Source organism: Qipengyuania sp. JC766, from assembly GCF_040717445.1.
GTDB lineage: Bacteria > Pseudomonadota > Alphaproteobacteria > Sphingomonadales > Sphingomonadaceae > JC766.
On the sequence record NZ_JBFEFL010000001.1, the window covers coordinates 286,919 to 304,788 of the forward strand.

Genomic DNA, 17,870 nt, shown 5'->3' on the forward strand with positions numbered 1-17,870 from the left:
CTGGATGGAAAAGTCGGATAAAATCATCCGTGATGTTCGGAAAATTGGAACAATGAAGCTCGGCGAGCCGACGCTCGACCAGCTGCGCATCTTCCTCGCCGTCGAGGAAGCGGGCAGTTTCGGCGGAGCCGCGCGCCGGATGGGGCGGGCCGTGTCCGCCATCAGCTACGGCATCGCGCAACTGGAAGCCCAGCTCGGCCTCACACTTTTCGAACGGGAGGGTTCGCGAAAGCCGGTCCTTTCCGATGCCGGGCGCGGCCTGCTGGCGGAAGCGCGGGCGGTCACGGACCGGGCCGACATGCTGCTCGCCAAGACGCGCAGCCTCCATGCCGGGATCGAAAGCGACGTATCGCTGGTCGTCGATGTCATGGTTCCGGGCGATGTGACCGCGTCCGTTCTCGGCGCCTTCCGGGAGCGGTACCCGACCGTTTCGCTCCGCCTGCAGGTCGAAGGGCTGGGCGCAGTGGCCGCCTGCCTGATCGAGCGATCGTCCATCGTGGGCGTCGGCGGTCCGGTCATTGCCGATCATCCGGAGCTGGAGCGGCAGGATATCGGTGCGATAGATCTGGTCCCCGTCGCCGCGCCGGACCATCCCCTCGCCAAAGGAACCAACCGCCCTGGTGCGGGGCGCGATCACTTGCAGCTGGTTTTGGCGGACCGGTCCCAGCTCACACGCGGGCGGGAGTTTTCCGTGATGAGCGCGCGGACCTGGCGGCTCGGCGATCTCGCGGCCAAGCATGCGCTGCTGAAGGAAGGGCTGGGATGGGGCAATATGCCGCGCCCGATGATCCTGGCGGACCTCGCATCGGGGGCACTCGTCGAACTCGACCTGCCGGAAAAGCCCGGCGTATCCTACCGGCTGAGCGCGCTCTGGCGCAGAGATACGCGGCCCGGCCCGGCGACCAGCTGGCTGATCGACGCCCTGCGCGAGCGCCTTGCCGAATGTCCCCGCTGACGCAGGGACGGGCCCATCAGAGCTTCATGACCCAGCCATGCGGATCGGGTTCAGTGCCGCGCTGGATACCGGTCAGCCTGTTGCGCAGCTTCGTGGTCAGCTGGCCTTCCCCGCCCGAACCGATGGCGAATTCCCCGTCCGGACCCGCCACCGTGCCGACTGCCGTCACGACCGCCGCCGTTCCGCAAGCCATCGTTTCCAGCAGCGCGCCGGTGGTCGCATCCGCGCGCCACTGGTCGATGCTGTAGGGTTCCTCGCGGACCTGCAACCCTTCCTCGCGCATCAGTTGGATCAGGCTGTCGCGCGTGATGCCCGGCAGGATCGTGCCCGTCAGCGGCGGCGTGATCACGCTGCCGTCCTCGAACGCGAAGAACAGGTTCATGCCGCCCAGTTCCTCGACCCACTTCTTCTCGACCGCATCCAGGAAAACCACCTGGTCGCAGCCGTTCTCGATGCCTTCGGCCTGCGGCACGAGGCTGGCGGCGTAGTTGCCGCCGGTCTTGGCCGCGCCCGTGCCGCCCGGCGCGGCGCGGGTGTAGTTGCGGCTGGCCCAGATCTTCACCGCGCGGCTGCCGCCCTTGAAGTATCCGCCGACCGGGCTGGCGATCAGCAGGTAGGTGTATTTGCGCGCAGGCCGCACGCCCAGGAACGCCTCGGTCGCGAACATGAAGGGCCGCAGGTACAGCGATCCGCCTTCCGCCGTGGGGAACCAGTCGCCGTCGGCATCCAGCAGGTGCCGCAGGCTGTCGATGAACAGGTCCTCTGGCAGATGCGGCATCGCCATGCGCTCGGCCGACTGGTTGAAACGCGCGGCATTCGCATCCGGCCGGAACAGGGCGAGCCTGCCGTCCGGGTGCCGGTAGGCCTTCATCCCTTCGAAGATTTCCTGCGCGTAATGCAGCACCGCCGCGGCCGGATCGAGCGCGATCGGCTCGCGCGGGCAAAGCGTGGGTGAATGCCAGCCGCCCTGGTCCTCGTCATAATCGATCCGGACCATGTGATCGGTGAAGACCGTGCCGAAACCCGGATCGGCGATCGCTTGCGCGCGGGTCTCTCCCGGAACGGGTGCGGGATGGGGTTTGTGCGTGAATTCCATGGCGGCTGGGTAATCGCGCGCCGCTGCGAGGGCAAGGCGCAACCCGGCGCATGGCGCGGGGGGCGGCGGCGAGGGATGGAAAATTGCCCGCCAGGTCCATGTTCGGGAGGCAAGCGACAAGTATGATCTGTGAAAAAGTTATTTCAAGACTTGTGTTGGGGATTCGGATGACTCACAAAGGGGGTGAGGGCAGCGGCAACAGGCGGTTCTCGGCCCCCGGTGAAACGGTGCGGGTCTTGGCTCATTAGCGCGAAAGGAGGTGATCCGATGTCTCATGGTTCAGCAGAGAGGTCGGCAAGTTTCCGCGCGAGGCACTATCGGTAACACAGCATACCCTTAGAGGCTTCGTGAGCGGCACTTCCTGGCCGCTGACCATGCGAAAGGCAGTTCCACCTACGGGCGTGGAGCTGCCTTTCACATATCCGGGACCCTGACCCCGTCGCGCGGGGCGCCGAAATTCAGCGGCAATCCTCGATCGCCCGGCTCACCTCGGCCCAGGCTGGCAGGTAGAGCGGGGGCAACCCTTCCACTTCCACGGCGAACCGGCCTCTCGTCAGAGCCATCGCGTCCAGCAAAGGATCGCCCGCCGGTACGACCGCGACGAGCGAGGACACGAACGCGCCGTCGGGCCGCACGGTCAGTGCGCGGTCCATCGTTTCTGTCCGGATGCGCATCTGGCGCGGACCGGTCGATTGTCCCTGCCGGAGCAGGCGCAGGACCGGCGCCTGGCCCGCGCGCCGATCGCAATCGACGGTGAACAGCACGTCTGTCGCAGTGTTGCCGAAGAACGCCGTCCCGCCTCCCGCGGGCTTCGCATTGTAACGCCAGTCACCGCGGGTCTGCGGCGCGTCGATCCAGTTGTCGACACGCGGCGGCAGGGCAACCGGGGCCTGCGTTCGCACCGGGGCGGGCGTGGCGGCAGGCGTCGGCGCGGGCGTGGCGACCGGAGGCGGCGCGGCGGAAGGAATGCAGCCGGCCAGGAACACGGGCGCGGCGAGAGCGAGGGGGCGAAGCATGGGCGAAGGTCCTGTCATGTATAGAGACACGCATTGACGACCCGCATGATCCCGGAGGAGCCGGGAATTTCGATTTCCTGCGTGCCGGGACCGTGGAAGGTGAAAGTGCTCCCCTGCATGGCCATGGCGCCCAGGATCGGTTGCTGCGGATTGACGGTGGAAGCGAAGGCGGGTTGCGCGGACGGGGTCTGGCGCATCGGCAGCATGAAACGCTCGCGCGGTTGGCCGGCCATGATCGAGTACTGCCCGCCCGGCTGAAGCTGGCCTGCGCGCTCCACGGTCAGGGTCCGGTTCGCGCGCGTGCATGCGACGGTCAGGATCGGTTCGCCCTCGTGCGATGCGAACACGGCGCGTGCGCCATTGCCGTCCTCGGTCGTCTGCCAGTCGCCTTCGGCCAGAGTCTTGCCGGATGGCACGGCCGTGGGGGCGGCATTGGATGTGAGGACCGGCTCCGGCGCCGCAGCGGCGGCCTGCTGCTCCGGTTCTTCCGCGGGACCGCCGCAGGCGGCGAGGGCGACGGGCAACGCTAGGGCAATGAAAGGGGCGCGACGCATGGTTTCCACTCGTTCCTCGTGCTGGATGTTTTGCGCTGGATGCAGCAGCGCTCTAACCACACCGATATGCCACGCAAGCTCCGTCTCGATCAACTGCTCGTCCAGCGCGACCTCGCCGAAAGCCGCACCCGCGCACAAGCTCTGATCATGGCCGGCCTCGTCTTTTCGGGCGAAACCAAGCTCGCCAAGGCCGGCCAGCAGATCGCGGAGGACGCGCCGCTGGAGGTACGCGGGCGCGACCATCCCTGGGTCAGCCGCGGCGGCATCAAGCTGGCCCATGCACTGGACCATTTCGGGCTGGACCCGGCCGGGGAGGTCGCGATGGACGTCGGCAGTTCCACCGGCGGCTTCACCGACGTGCTCCTGACCCGCGGCGCATCGCATGTCATCGCGGTCGACAGCGGGACCAACCAGCTCGCGTGGAAGCTGCGGCAGGACCCGCGCGTCACGGTTATGGAACAGACCAGCGCCCGCATCCTGACACGCGAGATGATCGGCCGACCTTACGGCTGGGTGGTATGCGACGCCTCCTTCATTTCGCTCGCCAAGGTGCTCGAGATGCCCCTGGAGCTGGCGGAGACGCCGTGCCAGCTCGTCGCGCTGATCAAGCCGCAGTTCGAAGTGCGCCGCGAGGAAGTCGGCAAGGGTGGTGTCGTGCGCGATCGGACGCTTCATTCGCGCGTCTGCGACCAGGTCCGGGCGTGGCTGGAAGGGGAGGGCTGGACCGCGCAGGGTATCGAGACCAGCCCCATCACCGGCCCGGAAGGCAATGTCGAATTCCTGATCGCCGCCCAAAGGCTTTAGGCAAAGGGACCGGATGCCGCGGGGAAGCGGCGATCCGCGCGCGCGGCATTGCCGTCCCCCGCGCGACAGGCCAAGAAGGTGTCAAGACGATTCGACCCGGAGCGTGAATGACCACACTGGCGTCCAAGGCGCAGTTGCGAGCGAGTTTTGTCCGGTGGGCCCTGCTCACCGTCCCGGCCTGCGTCCTGCTGGGCTATTTGTCCGGCCAGCTTGGTAGCGCCGACACGCTGTGGTTCGAACAGCTGGAAAAGCCCGATATTTTCCCGCCCGGCTATGTGTTCGGCGTCGTCTGGTCGATCCTCTACGCCATGATGGGCCTCGCCTTAGCGCTCGTCTGCAGCGCCTGGGGGGCGAAGGGGCGAACGGCGGCGATCGTCCTGTTCCTCGTCCAGTTCGCGGTCAACCTGGCCTGGACGCCGATCTTCTTCGGTGCCTACCAGATCACCGGCGGACTGATCGTGATCGGTATCCTTGCCGTGCTTCTCGCACTGACGATCGTCGCGTTCTGGCGGATCAGGACGCTCGCGGGTGTGCTTTTGCTGCCCTATCTGGCCTGGGTGCTGTTCGCGTCGGTCCTCAACTACCAGTTCCTGCAGCTTAATCCGGAGACCGACGGGGTAGACCCGACCGGTCCGATCCAGAGTGTGGAAATCTGACGCCGGGAATCAGGCGCCGGAAATCAGGTTTCGTCGGCGCGCGTCAGCCAGTCGGCGAGTGCCCTGACCTTTTTCTGGCGCCACTGCGGCAGCGGTGCAAGCAGCCAGTAAGCGCGGCGCGCATCCATCGGGCCTTCGACGGCCGCGAGTTCGTTTTTCGCCAGCGCCGATTCCGCGAGCATCAGCGGCAGTACCGTGCGGCCGAGCCCCGCCATGGCCGAACTGAGCGCCTGACCTGCCGTCGCGACCTCGATGGCCGGGCGCACATCGTCCGGAAGATTGGCCGCCGTCCAGCCGATCCAGTCGTCCGGCGCGTCGTGCCGCGCGACGATTACCTTGCGTGCTTCGCCCAGAGCCACCCCTTCCAGATCGCCGGGTCCGTCGACAAGGCGGATCGCGAAATCCAGGTTCGCTTCGGTGAAGTCGGCATACTCGTCTTCGACCACGTGGATCTGGATCGTAGGGTTTTCCTTGCGGAAATCCGCGAGGCGGGGGGCCAGCCACTGCGCGTAGAACTCGCGCGGGGCGGCAATCGTGTACCGGTCGCTCGCCTGTCCGGCCTGCATCGCCTGTACGCTTTCCTCGAACTTGAGGAATCCCTCGCGAAGGGCGTCCAGGCCGGCGGCCCCTTCGCCGGTCAGTTCGAGCCCGCGGCTGGTACGGCGGAACAGGACGGTGCCCAGATGGTCTTCCAGCGCCCTGATCTGCTGACCCACCGCGGCCGGGGTCACGGCAAGCTCGTCCGCCGCCCGCGTGAACGACAGGTGCCGTGCGGCGGCATCGAAGACGCGCAGCGCATTGAGGGGCAGGTGGGTTCGCTTCATCGTGAGCGCGACTTAAGGCGAGGGCAGCGTGCGCTCAAGATGCGGACCGTCAGTTCGCGGGCGCGGGCGCGGCCAAGGGGAAGAAGGGGATGCGCACCTCGATCGGCTCCCCGGCCTGCCGGGCGAAGGTGTAGAAGCCTTCCATCGATCCGTGCGGCGTAATCAGCGGACAGCCCGACACGTAATCATGGCTCTGCCCGGGTGCGAGGACCGGCTGTTCACCGACGACGCCTTCGCCGTCGACATGGTTCACCATCCCGCGCGCATCGGTGATGCGCCAGTGCCGGGTCAGCAGTTGCACGGTCTCGTCCGAGCCGTTCTCGATCCTTATGTGGTAGACCCAGAACCACTTCCCCGCCGCCGGGAGGGACTGTTCGGGAAGGAAATTGACTGCCACGCGGACAGTGATGTCGTGGGACGTGGCGGCATGGTCAAATAGCTGGATCATTTCGCCAGCAAGGTAGCGACCCGCTCCTGGTTCGCAAGGCCGTTCGGGCCGGAGAGTGCGCAACCGGACGACCGAAAGTGCGGGGCGGTGCGGGGGAAGGGGGGAGGCACCGCCCCGGTGGATGGTCAGGCGACCATCCGGTCTTTCGGATCGCAGTCGTTCTCGCGCAGCAATTCCATCAGCAGGTTTGCGCCCAGCGGCTCGGCGAACTGGAAACCGGCCGATCCATGAGCAACCCAGCGCAACCGCGTCTGTTCGAAGGAACGGCGGCCGAGGCAGATCGTGGCGAGCGTGCCCGGGGCGAATTCGGGCAGGCCGTATGCCATCAGTCCGCGCAGCGAGATGTTGAGGACGACGGCCTGGAACCGGTTTCCCTCGACCCAGATCTGCGCATTGCGTTCGCACGGGATGCGGGCAGAGCGGTCGGGACGGGCGAAGATCTTCGGGTCCGCTTCGGCAAGGTTCTCCACCCCGACACGGCGGCCGTCCTGCCAGACGACGCGGGCTTCGATCGGTTCGATGCCGTCCCAGAAATATTCGAGCGTCTCACCGACGCGAAGATCTTGGTCGGTCTCGATCTGCGCACCGACGGGGGAAAGATTGCGCACGAGCGCGAGATAGGCCCCGTGGGCCAGCGTGATGCAGCAGGGGCGCAGGAAAGTGAGATGCCGGTCGGCCGCGCGGCGGCATTCGACGATTTCGGCATGCGTAGGCGCATCGCCAAGCGGCGTGCGCGTTTCTTCGTCTCGGGAATGTGGTGCGCTCGTCGGAGCGGACAGGTGCGGCGTGACCGCGGAACCATCGTCGATGCCCGATGGCAGGCTCCCCCTGGGTAGGTGCATTTCTCGCGCTCCCTGTTATTTTTTTAATCCCCCCGTTCCGCGTTCCATCGGGACCAATCGATGGCTGGGGGCGGAACGGGGTGGATCGCAAGGGTCAAGGCGACGTGAAGTGGCGCTCTCGACACCCCCTTTCTGGCCGGGGATCAGGGTTAATAAAAGTCTTACACCGTAAATGTAACGCAACGTAACGTTACGCCTGTCAAATACGGATGATTACCGATAGGATGGGCGTCGCCAACACCGTAAGGTAAACAAAAATTTACGAAATCGGCGGTCGCATGCAGAATGAAAATGAACCAGCAAGTCGCGAAATATACCTAGGTCAGGAGGTCGATCGCATCCTGGAGGACCCGGTTTTCGCCCGGTCCCCGATCCAGGCGCGTCTCCTGAGCTTTCTTCGCGATTGCGAATTGCAGGGCCGCCAGTCGCTCGGCCAGTACGAGATTGCCACCGAAGGCCTCGGCAAGAGCGAAGACTACGATATCCAGAACGACAGCTACCCGCGTGTCCAGGTGTCGCGGTTGCGGGCGAACCTGGCCAATTACTACGCGCGTAACGAGCCGCATGGCGAACAGTGCGTGTTCCTTCCGTCCGGAACGTACAATCTGAAACTCGCTTCGCGCGAGAAGGCCTATCCCGACCGGCGCAAGGTCAACCGGGACGGAACTCCGGTCGGAAGTGAGGCTGCGGGCGAAGCGTCCGCCATTGCCGGTACCGAGCCCGCCATCGCAGCCTCGCCGGTCCGTGCCGGGCGAGGCTTCCCCGGAGGCGCCGTCGGCATGGCAATCGCCGGGATCCTTGCGACGCTGCTGGTCGGAGCGATCGTTGCGGCCCTGTTCCTGCGCTCGTCCCCGACGAATCGCGAAGGGCGGCAGGTCCCGCAAGTCGCACTCGAAGTGCGGGAGGAGGCAGGTTTCGACGCCGAGCCGCTGACCGCTGCGGTGCTGCGTTCCGCGCGCCTGCAGCTGGAGGATTCGTTCGTGTCCTATCTTTCGGGCAACCGCGGGACAGACAACGCCGATTACCGGGTGGTGATCGACATGGGTTTGGGTGTCGAGTTACCCGAGGCCAATCTCACCCTGCTGGGGAACAATTCCGAAACTCTCTACACCGCGTCGGTGCCGTTCGAGGGGGACCGGGCGGCGTTCCTCCGAGGCATCTCGGCCAACCTGGTGCCGATGGTCTCGCCCGGCGGAGTGATCGCCAAGACCGAATCGCAGTTCATCACAGGAGCGCCCCGGTCCGCGTTCGAATGCTTCCTGGTGATCGAGTCGCGTCGATCGACCGGCGCGGCGACGGGGGATTCGATCGACGATTGCCTCGCGGCGTATCCGCAGGACCGATTTGCCGCGTACTGGCACGCGCGCAAGGCGTTCTCGGGCTATCAGGGACTGATCGCGCAGGGCATTGCTCCGGACCGGTCGCAGGAACCCTGGTCGCATATCGAGGAGGCCTTGCGGGTCGATCCGTACAACGCCTTCGCCAATTACGTGGCTGCCAAGGTCAATGTCGCGGAAGGCAATTGCGACGGCGCCAATGTCCTGATCGACCGCGCCCTGCGCCGGGGCACGACCTATCCGGCGCTGGAAGCGGCTACCGAAGTCGAAATCGCGAGCTGTCGCAAAAACGGGCAGGAGGTGGAGGGCGACAACCACGAGAACCTGCGCCGGCTCGTCCGTGAAAATCCGGCACCCGATCCCCTCATGCATCTCTATCTGGTGCTGGCCTCCCTTTCGTCGAGCGACCGCGCGCTTGCGATGGAAGCGATCTCGAAGCGGGAACCGGCCGCGTCGGGCAACCAGCTGGAGGAGGTCGTTGCTGAACTGAGGGAAGCGCTAGCGAACCCCGCCTCGGTTCGCGGGTCGCGCGCGGAACTCGACCGGTCGCTGGCCCTGTTCGTGTGGGACGATCGCGCCCGCAATCGCATCTTGCGCGAACTCGAGGCTGGTACCTGACGGAGTGGCATTGAGCAGGCGCAAATCCGGAGCACCGCCTCTTTCCCACAACCTGCTATTGCGAGTGATGTGCAACAAGCATATGCAGGTGGGGAAGGAGTCGAGAATGTCCCAACCCAGCCAGCCCTGCGCCCTGCCTTATGCCCTGCCGAACGATCGCGTCCTGCGCCCGACGCTCGTCATGCTACGCCGGATGGCCGCGCACGGCCTGCGCGACGCGCGTGCGACGATGCTCGCGATCGACACGTTTGGCGCGGATTTCCGCAAGCCGCTGACGCTGATGCGCTGCTACCTGCACGAACTCGCCACGGCATCTTGCCGCAATATCCGGATCGCGCCGTGCTGCGCGCCGCGCATGACGCGCGACGAGGCCCTGATGATGGAGACGATCGAGCTGGGCTGCGCCGCGTCCTTCAGTGCGCTGACCGATGGCGGCGCGATCGACCGGGTGTTGCCGACGGCGCAGGCGCTCCAGATGGAACTCGCCGCCTGCGCCTCCCGCCGCGCGGGCTAGAGGCCCGCTGCGCCCAACGCGCGGTCGAGGTCTTCTTTCAGGTCCTCGATATCCTCCAGCCCGACATTGATGCGCAGCAGGCCTTCGCTCACGCCCATTTCGGCGCGCGCCTCCTCGCCCATCGCGGCATGGGTAGTGCTGGCGGGGTGGCACATCAGGCTGCGCGCGTCGCCGATATTGTTGGAGATATCGACCAGCTCCAGCGCATCCAGGATCGCGTGCGCCCGCTCGCGCCCGTCGACCTCGAAGCTGAAGATCGGCCCGAACGCATCCATCTGCTTTGCCGCCAGCGCGTGCTGCGGATGGCTTTCCAGCCCGGGATGCAGCATGCGCGGCACGCGCCCCTCGATGAACTTGCCCAGCGCGAGCGCATTCTCGCTCTGCTGCCGCGCCCGCAGGCCCAGCGTCTCCAGCCCCTTGAGCACGACCCAGGCGTTGAAGGGCGCGCAATTGGGCCCGGTATTGCGCTGGAAGGGGAGCAGGACTTCGTCGATCCATTCCTCGCTGCCGCACACGGCACCGGCCAGCACGCGGCCCTGTCCGTCCATCAGCTTGGTCGCACTGTAGGCGACGACGTCCGCGCCGAACTCCATCGGCCGCTGCAAGGCGCTGGTCGCGAACGCGTTGTCCACCACGGTCACGATGCCGTGCGACTTCGCCAATCCGCAGACGAAGGAGAGGTCCACGATGTCGAGTGTCGGATTGGCCGGCGTCTCGAAGAAGAAGACCCTGGTGTTCGGCCGGATCGCGCGTTCCCATTCCTCGTTCACGGCGCTGTCGATCACGGTCGTCTCGATCCCGAAACGCGGCAGCAGGTGATCGACCAGCCAGCGGCACGATCCGAACGCCGCGCGCGCGGCCACGCAATGGTCGCCCGTCGAAAGCTGGCTCAGCAGCGCCGCGGTCATCGCGGCCATCCCGCTCGCCTGCGCGCGGCAGGCTTCGGCCCCTTCCATGAGGGCGATCCGCTCTTCCAGCATGGCGACGGTCGGGTTCTGCAGCCGGGAATAGGTCATGCCGGGCTGGTCGCCCGCGAAACGCGCCGCGACCGTGGCCGCGTCGTCATAGGTATAGCCGCTGGTGAGGAACAGCGCTTCGCTGGTCTCTCCGTGCTCGCTGCGCCAGGTGCCGCCGCGGATGGCGCGGGTGGCAGGGCGCCACGATTGAGTGACGGAGCGATCTGTTCCTGTGGTCTTCTTCATGGTCACTCGCGCTTTTACCGGGCGCGCGTGGCGAGACAAGCGAAGCCTTGGCGCGCGCGCCGGCCCATTGCCACCCGCGCCCGTGCGCGGCAATCTGTTGCAGGGGCGCGGCACAGGGACGGGGAGAGTTTCCGGACATGCGACAGATCATCGGACTTCTTGCGGCGTCCGCCGCGATCGCCACACTTGCCGGGTGCGGCGCCGGCCGGCCCGTGCAGTCCGCGCAGGCGGCAGGCCCGGCCGGAGCCGGGCTCTCCGGCATGCCGCCGGGTTTCGAAGCTATCCCGCTGGCAGAATGCACCCCGCCGCAACCCGCCCGGCCGATCCTGTGGTTCGATGCCGCATCGGTAGCGAAGGGCGGTCGGATAGAGATCAGGCCGACCTGGGTCGTCGGCTCGCATCTGTGGTTCGACGCGAAGGCGGGTTGCCTGCGCGATCTGTCGATTGAGCCTGCCACTGCGCGCTTCGTATGGGACGAGGGCCGGCTCTACCTGGAACCGGATGACGAGGCGGATGTCGGAACCACATTCGTCATTGCAGGCAAGCTGCAGGATCAGGAGCTTTCGGGCACGGCGGTGCAGCTATACGATCCGGCGGCGTTCCCGCTGGTCGGCACCTGGCGCCAGGACCCGGCGGCGTGCGGCGATGCACAGGCGATGCGCGAACTGATGTTCGATGCCGCCGGCGGCTTCAGCGCCACCTGGCTCCCTTTCGAACGGTACAAGGACTACTGGGGCAGCTATTCGTACGACCCGGCAACCGGCGCCCTGGTCCTGGAGCCGAAGGGCGGCAACAACGTGCCCGGCAACCTCGGCAGCGGGAAGGCGGAACTGGACGGCGATACGCTGGTGCTGATGAGCGCATCGGTCGGTTCTCCCGACGGCAGGCCGCCTTGCGCGCAGCCGTTCACGCGCCGGTGATCGCTCGTCGGAGGTCGCACCCGGGCCGTTCGGCCTTCTGGCCCCTTGAAGCCCCGGTCCGCCCACTCTAGCAGCGGGGCGATGCAGACCGCGCCCATCAATCCGGACGATCCGCGCGGGGTTACGGCGCTCGTTTCGCTGGTCTTTCTCGGTTTCTGCCTCGTCCGGCTAAATATCCCTTCGACCCCCTATTTCGACGAGGTCCATTACCTCCCGGCCGCGCGCGAGATGTTCGGCGAATGGATGTGGAAGAACCGCGAGCATCCGATGCTGGGCAAGCAGTTGCTGGCGCTCGGCATGGCGATCTTCGGCGACAATGCATGGGGCTGGCGGATCATGCCGGTCCTGTTCGGCACGCTGGCCGTGTTCGCCGGGACCCGCGCGATGTGGCATGCCCGCGGATCCGCCTTCGCCTCCATCGCCTTCGGCATCCTGCTTGCGACCGGCTTCCACCTGTTCGTCCACGCGCGCATCGCCATGCTGGACATCTTCATGGTCGCGTTCTTCGCCGTCGCCTTGTGGCAATGCGCCGCGGCCATCCACCAGCCCGAAACGGGGCGCTGGCGGCTGGCCATTGCCGGCATCGCGCTGGGCCTCGCCATGGGCAGCAAGTGGAACGTGCTGCTGCTGGCGGCGCTTCCCGGGATCGGCTTTTTCGCAGGGCGGCTGATGGCCGGACGGCGGCGGCTGTTCACCAGCCGGCGCGGATCGCCGGTGCCGGGAATATCTCTGCTGGAAGCGGCGCTGCTCTTGGGGGCATTGCCGCTGTTCGTCTACTGGCTGACCTTCTGGCCGGCCTATCTCGCCCCGTTCCAGCCGCTGGAGCCGGGCGGGTTCGTGGCCTATCACCGCGAAGTGCTGGACCTGCAGGCTTCGGTGACGCAGCCGCACCCCTACCAGAGCAACTGGCCGCAATGGGTCGCGAACTGGCGGGCGATCTGGTATCTCTACGAACCGATCGACGGCGCGCAGCGCGGCATCATGCTGATCGGGAATCCGGCGACCATGCTGCTGGGCCTGCCCGCGCTGGCCTGGGCCGCCTGGTCGGGGATCATGCACCGCCGGTGGGACGCGCTGGCGCTGGTCGTCATGTACCTCGTTTCCGTCGGCATGTGGGCGGTCGTGAACAAGCCGATCCAGTTCTATTATCACTACCTCCTGCCGAGCTGCTTCCTGCTCGGCGCGCTCGCGCTGCTGCTGGACGATCTGCGCAACCTCGGCGGTTTCTGGCGCTGGCTGGCCTGGGGCACTCTCGCGCTGTCGGCAGGGATGTTCGCCTGGTTCTATCCGATCCTGAGCGCGGCCGAACTGGAAGGGCCGCGCAGCTTCGCCTTCTGGATGTGGACCGACAGCTGGCGCTGACGCGGCCGGATCCGTCCGGTTCAGGCGGGATAGCGGCCCCAGACGAAGCGGCTCGACAGCGCGTAGTTCCACACCGCGCCGATGACGATCCCGGCCATGGCCCCCATGGCCCAGTGCAGGCCCTGCGCCACCAGGAAGGTCGCGACCGCGACATTGGCAATCGCCCCAACGGCGCAGGTCGCGCAGAAACCCAGCCAGCCGCGCAGGAGGGCGGCAAGGCCGGTCAGCCGCCGGTCGCGATAGGTCAGCCAGTTGTTGAGCCAGAAGTTGAACGTCATCGCCGCGAACACCGCGGCGCTCTGCGCGACCACGAAGGCCGCCACTTGCAGGACGATCGCCAGCACCGCCATGTGCACTGCGACGCCGACGGCACCGACCGTGCCGAACAGGGCGAAGCGCGTCGGGATGAAGCGGCCGAGGCTGCGTTCGTAAAGGCCGATCAGGAATTCGAACGCCACCGCGCGGTCCAGCTTGCTGGTCCCGCTGCGCCGCCGTGCGAAGGTCAGCGGTTCCTCGTGGACGCGCAGCGGTTCGGGCGCGACGGCGAGGATATCGAGCAGGATCTTGAACCCCACGCCGGACAGGCGCGGGGCGAGGGCGCGCAGTCGCCAGCTTTCGAGGAGGAAGAAGCCGCTCATCGGATCGCTGAGATCGACGCCGAGAAGCTTGCGCGCCAGCCGGTTGGCAAGCCCGCTGGCACGCTCGCGTCGTTCGCTGGCAAGGCCGGCGGCACTTGCCCCGCTGGCGAAGCGGCTTGCGACGGCGATGTCGGCGGAGCCGCCGCGGACCGCGTCCAGCATGCGCGGCAGCAAGGCCGGATCGTGCTGGTGATCCGCGTCCATGACCGCCGCGAACGGCGCGGCGGTAGCGCACATCCCCTCGATCGCGGCGGAGGCGAGGCCGCGGCGGCCGATGCGGTGGATGACCCGCACGCGCGGATCGGCGAGGGCGAGGGCGCGCGCTTCGTCGGCCGTGCCGTCGCCGCTGTCGTCGTCCACCACGATGGCTTCCCACCCGCCGGTCCCCAGCGCAGGGGACAGCGCCGCGTCCAGCCGCGCGATCAGCGGCGCGAGATTGTCCCGCTCGTCGAGCGTCGGTAGCACGACCGCGAGTTCGAGTGTCATCCGACCATCCGCAGGAGGCGTTCGCGCAGCATCTCGCGCGCGGCCATAACATCGCCCCGCCGGTCGGCAAGGAGATAGCGCGCGATGTCCGGCCCGGTCCGCGCGAAGCGGTCCAGCAGCGCGTCCAGGTCCTCGTCCTTCGGGGGAAGGCTGCCGCCATAGCCGAGCTCGCGCATCACCAGCGCCTCGTAAGCGAGCATGGCGCGCAGCCACTCCCGGGCGGAGGCCGCGTGGCAGATCGCCTCGAGGAGGCCGCCCAGCGCATCGTAGAGCGCGGGGTAGGGATTGCGTTCCGGCAGGACGGTGGCGGTCAGCGCGGTCGCCCAGCCGATCGCGGCGGCGGGCAGGGGTTCGGTCAAATAGGGGCCGCGGCTCGTCACCAGTTCCAGCCGCGCGAAGGGCAACTGGCTGTCCGACTTCGCGCGCAGTTCCGCCTCGACGAGGTTCCCCGGTATGACGACCGGGCGCAGCCGCCGCCCGCGCCCGCCCGCGACATACCCCGCGACCATGCCGAATTCCTGCGTCAGCAACCGCGCGATCGCGGCGGTCTCCCCATGCTGGCGCGTCGCCAGGACGATGGCGGGCGCACGCAGGTTCAGCACGAGCCCGGGCCCTCGTTCATCGGGAGATCAGGGCTTCCCGGAGTCTCCGGCGTGCTTCGCCTCCAGCGCGGCGACGCGTTCCTTCAGGGCTTCCGCTTCCTCGCGCGCCTTTGCGGCCATGTCCTTCACCGCGTCGAATTCCTCGCGCGACACGAAGTCCATGCCGCCCATCGCTTCCTTGATCCGTTCGCGCGCGGCGTCCTGCGTTTCGCGGGCCATGCCGGCGAAGGTGCCCGCGGCGCTGTTGGCGAGCTTCACGAAGTCGGAGATGACGGGGTTCTTGCTTTGCATGCTCGCGTATTTGGGGGAGCGGGCGGGGGTTGTCCAGATGCCTTGGACACAAGCGTGGTCGCGCCCGCACTGCGCCTGCAGCCCGTCATATGTTATCGAAACCATGCGGAAATCCGCCGGTTTTTGGGGTCATGGACATACTTGCCGACGATCCTGCGACGCAGGACAATACCGACGAGGCGCTGGCGGAGAGGTTTCGCGCCTTCGTTTCCGACACGGCGTTCCCCTGCGTGGGGGCGAAGTCCGCCCTGGCGCGCGGTTCGCTGGAGATCGCGGTGGCGCAGGACATCGAGAGCGCGTGGGACGATTTGCGCATCCATCGCCGCCTGCTCGACTGGTCGTGGCGCTACCGGGACGAGCAGGACGGGCTGCGTTCGCTCGTCTTCCTGTTCCGCGCCGGCCGGTCGCTGGACGAGGAGGCGTTCGAGCGCGCCCTGTGGGACCGCCTCCAGTCCATGACCGACAAGGACGTCTGGCTCGGCCAGTCGCCCGACCCCGCCGTCAGCGCGCAGCCGGCCGATCCGCATTTCGGCCTCAGCTTCGGCGGGCAGGGCTATTTCGTCGTCGGCCTCCACCCCCATGCCTCGCGCCCCGCGCGCCGGTTCGAGGTCCCGGCCATGGTCTTCAACCTGCACGACCAGTTCGAACGGCTGCGCGCCGAGGGCCGTTACGAACGCATGCGCGAAGTCATCATCGCGCGCGACACGGACCTGGCCGGCACGCCCAACCCGATGCTGGCCCGCCACGGCGAGGCGAGCGAGGCGCGCCAGTACAGCGGGCGGCAGGTGGGCGAGGACTGGCGCTGCCCCTTCACCGGCCGCGCGCCCGCATCACAGGAGACGCCATGACCACCCGCATCCCGCCGCGCAGCGGCACCGCCTTCCATCTGAACGCAGGCCAGCGCCTGCGCGTGATCGATCCCGAGGGCACGCAGGTGTCCGACCTGCTCGCCTTCGCGCGGCACGATACGCGCGAGGTAATCTCCAACGGGCGCACCTTCGATTACGAGGAGACCCTGCACCTCACCACCGGCAACACGCTGTGGAGCAACCGGTCGAACCCCATGCTGGACATCGTGGAGGACAGCGTGGGCCGCCACGATTTCCTCCTCACCCCGTGCAGCGAGGACACCTTCCGCCATTTCTACCCGGACAAGCCGGTCCACCGCGGCTGCTTCGGCAATTTGGCGGAGGCGCTGGCCCCGCACGGCGTCGCGCCGGACAACATCCCCACCGCCTTCAACGTGTTCATGAACGTGCCGGTGGCGCGCGACGGCACGCTGCGGGTTGATCCGCCGACCAGCGGCGCGGGCGATTTCTTGCTGCTGGAAGCGCGCATGGACCTCGTCATCGGGCTGACGGCGTGTTCCGCCTATGCCTCCAATGGCGGCAGTTTCAAGCCGATCGATTACGAGGTGAGCGATGATTGAGGTAACAGGCGGGCCGCAGGGCGGCCGTGCCCCGACACCGGCAGGGACCGCCTGATGGAAGGACCGCTGGAATGGGCCGCGTCTATCGGCGCGATCGTGGCCGCGCTGCTGATCGCGATCGATGTGGGGCGCCGCGTCACCGGATATGGCTTCGTGCTGTTCGTGCTCGTCTCGGTCCTGTGGATCGTCTCGGGCCTGACGAGCGATGCCATCCCGATCGCGATCATGAACGCGGTGCTGCTGCTGGTGAACGCCTGGGGCGTGTGGCGGTACCTGCTGCGGCCGGATGGCACGGCGTCGGCACCGGACAGTCGGACCTGACCCGCGCCATCAACCGTCCCTGGCAGCGGGGAGGGAGGCCAGCACTTCGGCCCGTATGCGTTCGTAGACCGGGTGGCCGGGCACGATCTCGCGCTCGTCCACGCGCCAGCTCGTTCGGCGGCGCAGGAGGTAGATCAGCAAGCCGTTGCCGCGCCCGGCCCAGCCGCTGACGGGATCGTCGTCGAACCCGCCGCCCAGCGCCCGCTCCAGCGCGCAATCCTCCAGCCGGTCCGCACCCCAGCGCAGCGCCTCGTCCCAGGCGGCGGCGAACCCCTCCGCGCCGGGCCGCGCGCGCAGCTTGTACAGCGCTTCCATGCTCTTGCCGATATGGCGCGCCGCGCTCGACACGATGCCCGTCTGCGCCAGGTGCGAGACGAAGGCGCGCTGGCGCTCGGGCGTGATCGAATTGCGGCGCGGCCGCCGGTGGCGATAGGGGGTGAAGGCCAGCAGCGGATCGTCCGCCTCCGGCGCCGGCGCGATATTGGCGACGGAGGACGTGGCCTGGCGCGGCGTGGCGCGGGTAGGACCGGGTTCGGGCATGACCGGGGTCAGGTTGCAGAACGGCCGCGTGTAGGACAGGAAGTTTTTGTTTTTCGCTCGCCCCTCCGGGCGAGCGTCCTCGGCGCTGATCCTCCGCTTCGCTCCGGGCACCTGCGGGCGGGCAGTCGCCCTTGCGGCGCCAAGCGCCGTTTTCGGTTTGGCCTCAAGCGCCGGCGGGGCCATCCGGCCCCTCAGGCTATCCTCGCGCCTTCGGCGCTGCGGGCGGGCAGTCGCCCTTGCGGCGCTTCGCGCCGTGCTCCGCGACCCGGCCGCGAGCTTGCGCCGGGAAACCGGGACCAAGCCAAGCCGGTGAGCGCAACTCCGGTCCGCGACCAGCGGATCGCAAGCGCGACCGCGCGCCGCCGCTTACGCGGCGCAGCAAGCGGGGCGGACGCCCCGCGCCCGCAGGGGCAAA

General features: G+C 67.6%; 21 protein-coding genes. 10 read left to right on the plus strand and 11 right to left on the minus strand.

Features of this window, described 5'->3' with window-relative positions; translation table 11 throughout:
- Positions 1–52: 52 nt before the first annotated feature.
- Entirely contained in the window at positions 53–955 is a 903-nt protein-coding gene (locus tag AB1K63_RS01400) for a LysR family transcriptional regulator (protein ID WP_366958113.1), read from the plus strand.
- Positions 956–971: 16 nt separating this feature from the next.
- Here AB1K63_RS01400 and AB1K63_RS01405 read toward each other — a convergent pair whose 3' ends face one another.
- The 3 genes from AB1K63_RS01405 to AB1K63_RS01415 all read right to left on the minus strand — a co-directional run bounded on the left by AB1K63_RS01405 (position 972) and on the right by AB1K63_RS01415 (position 3,591).
- Positions 972–2,051 (minus strand): branched-chain amino acid aminotransferase, encoded by a 1,080-nt coding sequence (locus AB1K63_RS01405; RefSeq protein ID WP_366958114.1) that lies wholly within the window; start codon positions 2,049–2,051, stop codon positions 972–974.
- Positions 2,052–2,509: 458 nt separating this feature from the next.
- Positions 2,510–3,067, minus strand: a complete 558-nt coding sequence (locus AB1K63_RS01410; protein WP_366958115.1) for a hypothetical protein — start codon at positions 3,065–3,067, stop codon at positions 2,510–2,512.
- 14 nt (positions 3,068–3,081) lie between these two features.
- Positions 3,082–3,591, minus strand: coding sequence for a hypothetical protein (locus AB1K63_RS01415; RefSeq protein WP_366958116.1), 510 nt, complete (start codon positions 3,589–3,591; stop codon positions 3,082–3,084).
- 96 nt (positions 3,592–3,687) lie between these two features.
- Here AB1K63_RS01415 and AB1K63_RS01420 point away from each other — a divergent pair, with 96 nt between their 5' ends.
- Together AB1K63_RS01420 and AB1K63_RS01425 are read left to right on the plus strand one after the other, a co-directional pair.
- Positions 3,688–4,425: a TlyA family RNA methyltransferase gene (locus AB1K63_RS01420; protein WP_366958117.1), complete on the plus strand. Its 738-nt coding sequence runs from the start codon at positions 3,688–3,690 to the stop codon at positions 4,423–4,425.
- Between the two features lie 107 nt (positions 4,426–4,532).
- Positions 4,533–5,081, plus strand: a complete 549-nt coding sequence (locus AB1K63_RS01425) for a TspO/MBR family protein (RefSeq protein ID WP_366958118.1) — start codon at positions 4,533–4,535, stop codon at positions 5,079–5,081.
- Between the two features lie 23 nt (positions 5,082–5,104).
- On the opposite strand, the gene AB1K63_RS01430 is transcribed toward AB1K63_RS01425, so the two are convergent.
- The 3 genes from AB1K63_RS01430 to AB1K63_RS01440 all read right to left on the minus strand — a co-directional run bounded on the left by AB1K63_RS01430 (position 5,105) and on the right by AB1K63_RS01440 (position 7,195).
- Positions 5,105–5,905: a LysR family transcriptional regulator gene (locus AB1K63_RS01430; RefSeq protein WP_366958119.1), complete on the minus strand. Its 801-nt coding sequence runs from the start codon at positions 5,903–5,905 to the stop codon at positions 5,105–5,107.
- Positions 5,906–5,954: 49 nt separating this feature from the next.
- Entirely contained in the window at positions 5,955–6,353 is a 399-nt protein-coding gene (apaG, locus tag AB1K63_RS01435; protein WP_366958120.1) for a Co2+/Mg2+ efflux protein ApaG, read from the minus strand.
- Between the two features lie 125 nt (positions 6,354–6,478).
- Entirely contained in the window at positions 6,479–7,195 is a 717-nt protein-coding gene (locus tag AB1K63_RS01440; RefSeq protein ID WP_366958121.1) for a PilZ domain-containing protein, read from the minus strand.
- A 278-nt stretch (positions 7,196–7,473) separates the two neighbouring features.
- On the opposite strand from AB1K63_RS01440, the gene AB1K63_RS01445 reads away from it, so the two are divergent.
- Positions 7,474–9,150, plus strand: a complete 1,677-nt coding sequence (locus tag AB1K63_RS01445; protein WP_366958122.1) for a hypothetical protein — start codon at positions 7,474–7,476, stop codon at positions 9,148–9,150.
- 106 nt (positions 9,151–9,256) lie between these two features.
- Entirely contained in the window at positions 9,257–9,664 is a 408-nt protein-coding gene (locus AB1K63_RS01450; protein WP_366958123.1) for a DUF6628 family protein, read from the plus strand.
- Here the strand turns inward: AB1K63_RS01450 and AB1K63_RS01455 are convergent.
- Entirely contained in the window at positions 9,661–10,866 is a 1,206-nt protein-coding gene (locus tag AB1K63_RS01455) for an aminotransferase class I/II-fold pyridoxal phosphate-dependent enzyme (protein WP_366958124.1), read from the minus strand. The two genes, AB1K63_RS01450 and AB1K63_RS01455, sit on opposite strands and share 4 nt — an antisense overlap.
- 137 nt (positions 10,867–11,003) lie before the next feature.
- On the opposite strand from AB1K63_RS01455, the gene AB1K63_RS01460 reads away from it, so the two are divergent.
- Complete coding sequence (locus tag AB1K63_RS01460) at positions 11,004–11,786, plus strand: hypothetical protein (RefSeq protein ID WP_366958125.1); 783 nt, start codon at positions 11,004–11,006, stop codon at positions 11,784–11,786.
- A gap of 81 nt (positions 11,787–11,867) precedes the next feature.
- Complete coding sequence (locus tag AB1K63_RS01465) at positions 11,868–13,148, plus strand: glycosyltransferase family 39 protein (RefSeq protein ID WP_366958126.1); 1,281 nt, start codon at positions 11,868–11,870, stop codon at positions 13,146–13,148.
- A gap of 20 nt (positions 13,149–13,168) precedes the next feature.
- Here AB1K63_RS01465 and AB1K63_RS01470 read toward each other — a convergent pair whose 3' ends face one another.
- From AB1K63_RS01470 to AB1K63_RS01480, 3 genes are read right to left on the minus strand one after another with little or no spacing between them, the layout of a single operon-like run.
- Entirely contained in the window at positions 13,169–14,272 is a 1,104-nt protein-coding gene (locus tag AB1K63_RS01470; protein WP_366958127.1) for a glycosyltransferase family 2 protein, read from the minus strand.
- Positions 14,269–14,871, minus strand: a complete 603-nt coding sequence (locus AB1K63_RS01475) for a recombination protein O N-terminal domain-containing protein (protein WP_366960625.1) — start codon at positions 14,869–14,871, stop codon at positions 14,269–14,271. Before AB1K63_RS01475 ends, AB1K63_RS01470 begins: the two co-directional genes overlap by 4 nt.
- Positions 14,872–14,901: 30 nt before the next feature.
- Complete coding sequence (locus AB1K63_RS01480; protein WP_366958128.1) at positions 14,902–15,165, minus strand: accessory factor UbiK family protein; 264 nt, start codon at positions 15,163–15,165, stop codon at positions 14,902–14,904.
- Between the two features lie 131 nt (positions 15,166–15,296).
- Here AB1K63_RS01480 and gntA point away from each other — a divergent pair, with 131 nt between their 5' ends.
- The 3 genes from gntA to AB1K63_RS01495 are packed head-to-tail and all read left to right on the plus strand — an operon-like array spanning position 15,297 to position 16,915.
- Positions 15,297–16,013 (plus strand): guanitoxin biosynthesis heme-dependent pre-guanitoxin N-hydroxylase GntA, encoded by a 717-nt coding sequence (gntA, locus tag AB1K63_RS01485; RefSeq protein WP_366958129.1) that lies wholly within the window; start codon positions 15,297–15,299, stop codon positions 16,011–16,013.
- On the plus strand, positions 16,010–16,594 hold the full coding sequence (locus tag AB1K63_RS01490; RefSeq protein ID WP_366958130.1) for an urea carboxylase-associated family protein: 585 nt from the start codon (positions 16,010–16,012) through the stop codon (positions 16,592–16,594). The genes gntA and AB1K63_RS01490 overlap by 4 nt, the downstream gene beginning before the upstream one ends.
- A gap of 54 nt (positions 16,595–16,648) precedes the next feature.
- Positions 16,649–16,915 carry a hypothetical protein gene (locus tag AB1K63_RS01495; RefSeq protein ID WP_366958131.1) on the plus strand — a complete coding sequence of 89 codons (267 nt, stop codon included), beginning with the start codon at positions 16,649–16,651 and terminating at the stop codon, positions 16,913–16,915.
- Between the two features lie 9 nt (positions 16,916–16,924).
- Here the strand turns inward: AB1K63_RS01495 and AB1K63_RS01500 are convergent, their stop codons facing one another.
- Positions 16,925–17,455 carry a hypothetical protein gene (locus AB1K63_RS01500; RefSeq protein WP_366958133.1) on the minus strand — a complete coding sequence of 177 codons (531 nt, stop codon included), beginning with the start codon at positions 17,453–17,455 and terminating at the stop codon, positions 16,925–16,927.
- Positions 17,456–17,870 lie beyond the last annotated feature (415 nt).

Coding starts and splice junctions, on each gene's coding strand:
- AB1K63_RS01420 (WP_366958117.1), top strand. CDS start 3,688: ATGCCACGCAAGCTCCGTCTCGATCAACTGCTCGTCCAGCGCGACCTC.
- AB1K63_RS01495 (WP_366958131.1), top strand. CDS start 16,649: ATGGAAGGACCGCTGGAATGGGCCGCGTCTATCGGCGCGATCGTGGCC.
- gntA (WP_366958129.1), top strand. CDS start 15,297: ATGGACATACTTGCCGACGATCCTGCGACGCAGGACAATACCGACGAG.
- AB1K63_RS01430 (WP_366958119.1), bottom strand. CDS start 5,905: ATGAAGCGAACCCACCTGCCCCTCAATGCGCTGCGCGTCTTCGATGCC.
- AB1K63_RS01470 (WP_366958127.1), bottom strand. CDS start 14,272: ATGACACTCGAACTCGCGGTCGTGCTACCGACGCTCGACGAGCGGGAC.
- AB1K63_RS01500 (WP_366958133.1), bottom strand. CDS start 17,455: ATGCCCGAACCCGGTCCTACCCGCGCCACGCCGCGCCAGGCCACGTCC.
- AB1K63_RS01465 (WP_366958126.1), top strand. CDS start 11,868: ATGCAGACCGCGCCCATCAATCCGGACGATCCGCGCGGGGTTACGGCG.
- AB1K63_RS01480 (WP_366958128.1), bottom strand. CDS start 15,165: ATGCAAAGCAAGAACCCCGTCATCTCCGACTTCGTGAAGCTCGCCAAC.
- AB1K63_RS01445 (WP_366958122.1), top strand. CDS start 7,474: ATGCAGAATGAAAATGAACCAGCAAGTCGCGAAATATACCTAGGTCAG.
- AB1K63_RS01440 (WP_366958121.1), bottom strand. CDS start 7,195: ATGCACCTACCCAGGGGGAGCCTGCCATCGGGCATCGACGATGGTTCC.
- AB1K63_RS01450 (WP_366958123.1), top strand. CDS start 9,257: ATGTCCCAACCCAGCCAGCCCTGCGCCCTGCCTTATGCCCTGCCGAAC.
- AB1K63_RS01455 (WP_366958124.1), bottom strand. CDS start 10,866: ATGAAGAAGACCACAGGAACAGATCGCTCCGTCACTCAATCGTGGCGC.
- AB1K63_RS01425 (WP_366958118.1), top strand. CDS start 4,533: ATGACCACACTGGCGTCCAAGGCGCAGTTGCGAGCGAGTTTTGTCCGG.
- AB1K63_RS01400 (WP_366958113.1), top strand. CDS start 53: ATGAAGCTCGGCGAGCCGACGCTCGACCAGCTGCGCATCTTCCTCGCC.
- AB1K63_RS01460 (WP_366958125.1), top strand. CDS start 11,004: ATGCGACAGATCATCGGACTTCTTGCGGCGTCCGCCGCGATCGCCACA.
- AB1K63_RS01405 (WP_366958114.1), bottom strand. CDS start 2,051: ATGGAATTCACGCACAAACCCCATCCCGCACCCGTTCCGGGAGAGACC.
- AB1K63_RS01410 (WP_366958115.1), bottom strand. CDS start 3,067: ATGCTTCGCCCCCTCGCTCTCGCCGCGCCCGTGTTCCTGGCCGGCTGC.
- apaG (WP_366958120.1), bottom strand. CDS start 6,353: ATGATCCAGCTATTTGACCATGCCGCCACGTCCCACGACATCACTGTC.
- AB1K63_RS01490 (WP_366958130.1), top strand. CDS start 16,010: ATGACCACCCGCATCCCGCCGCGCAGCGGCACCGCCTTCCATCTGAAC.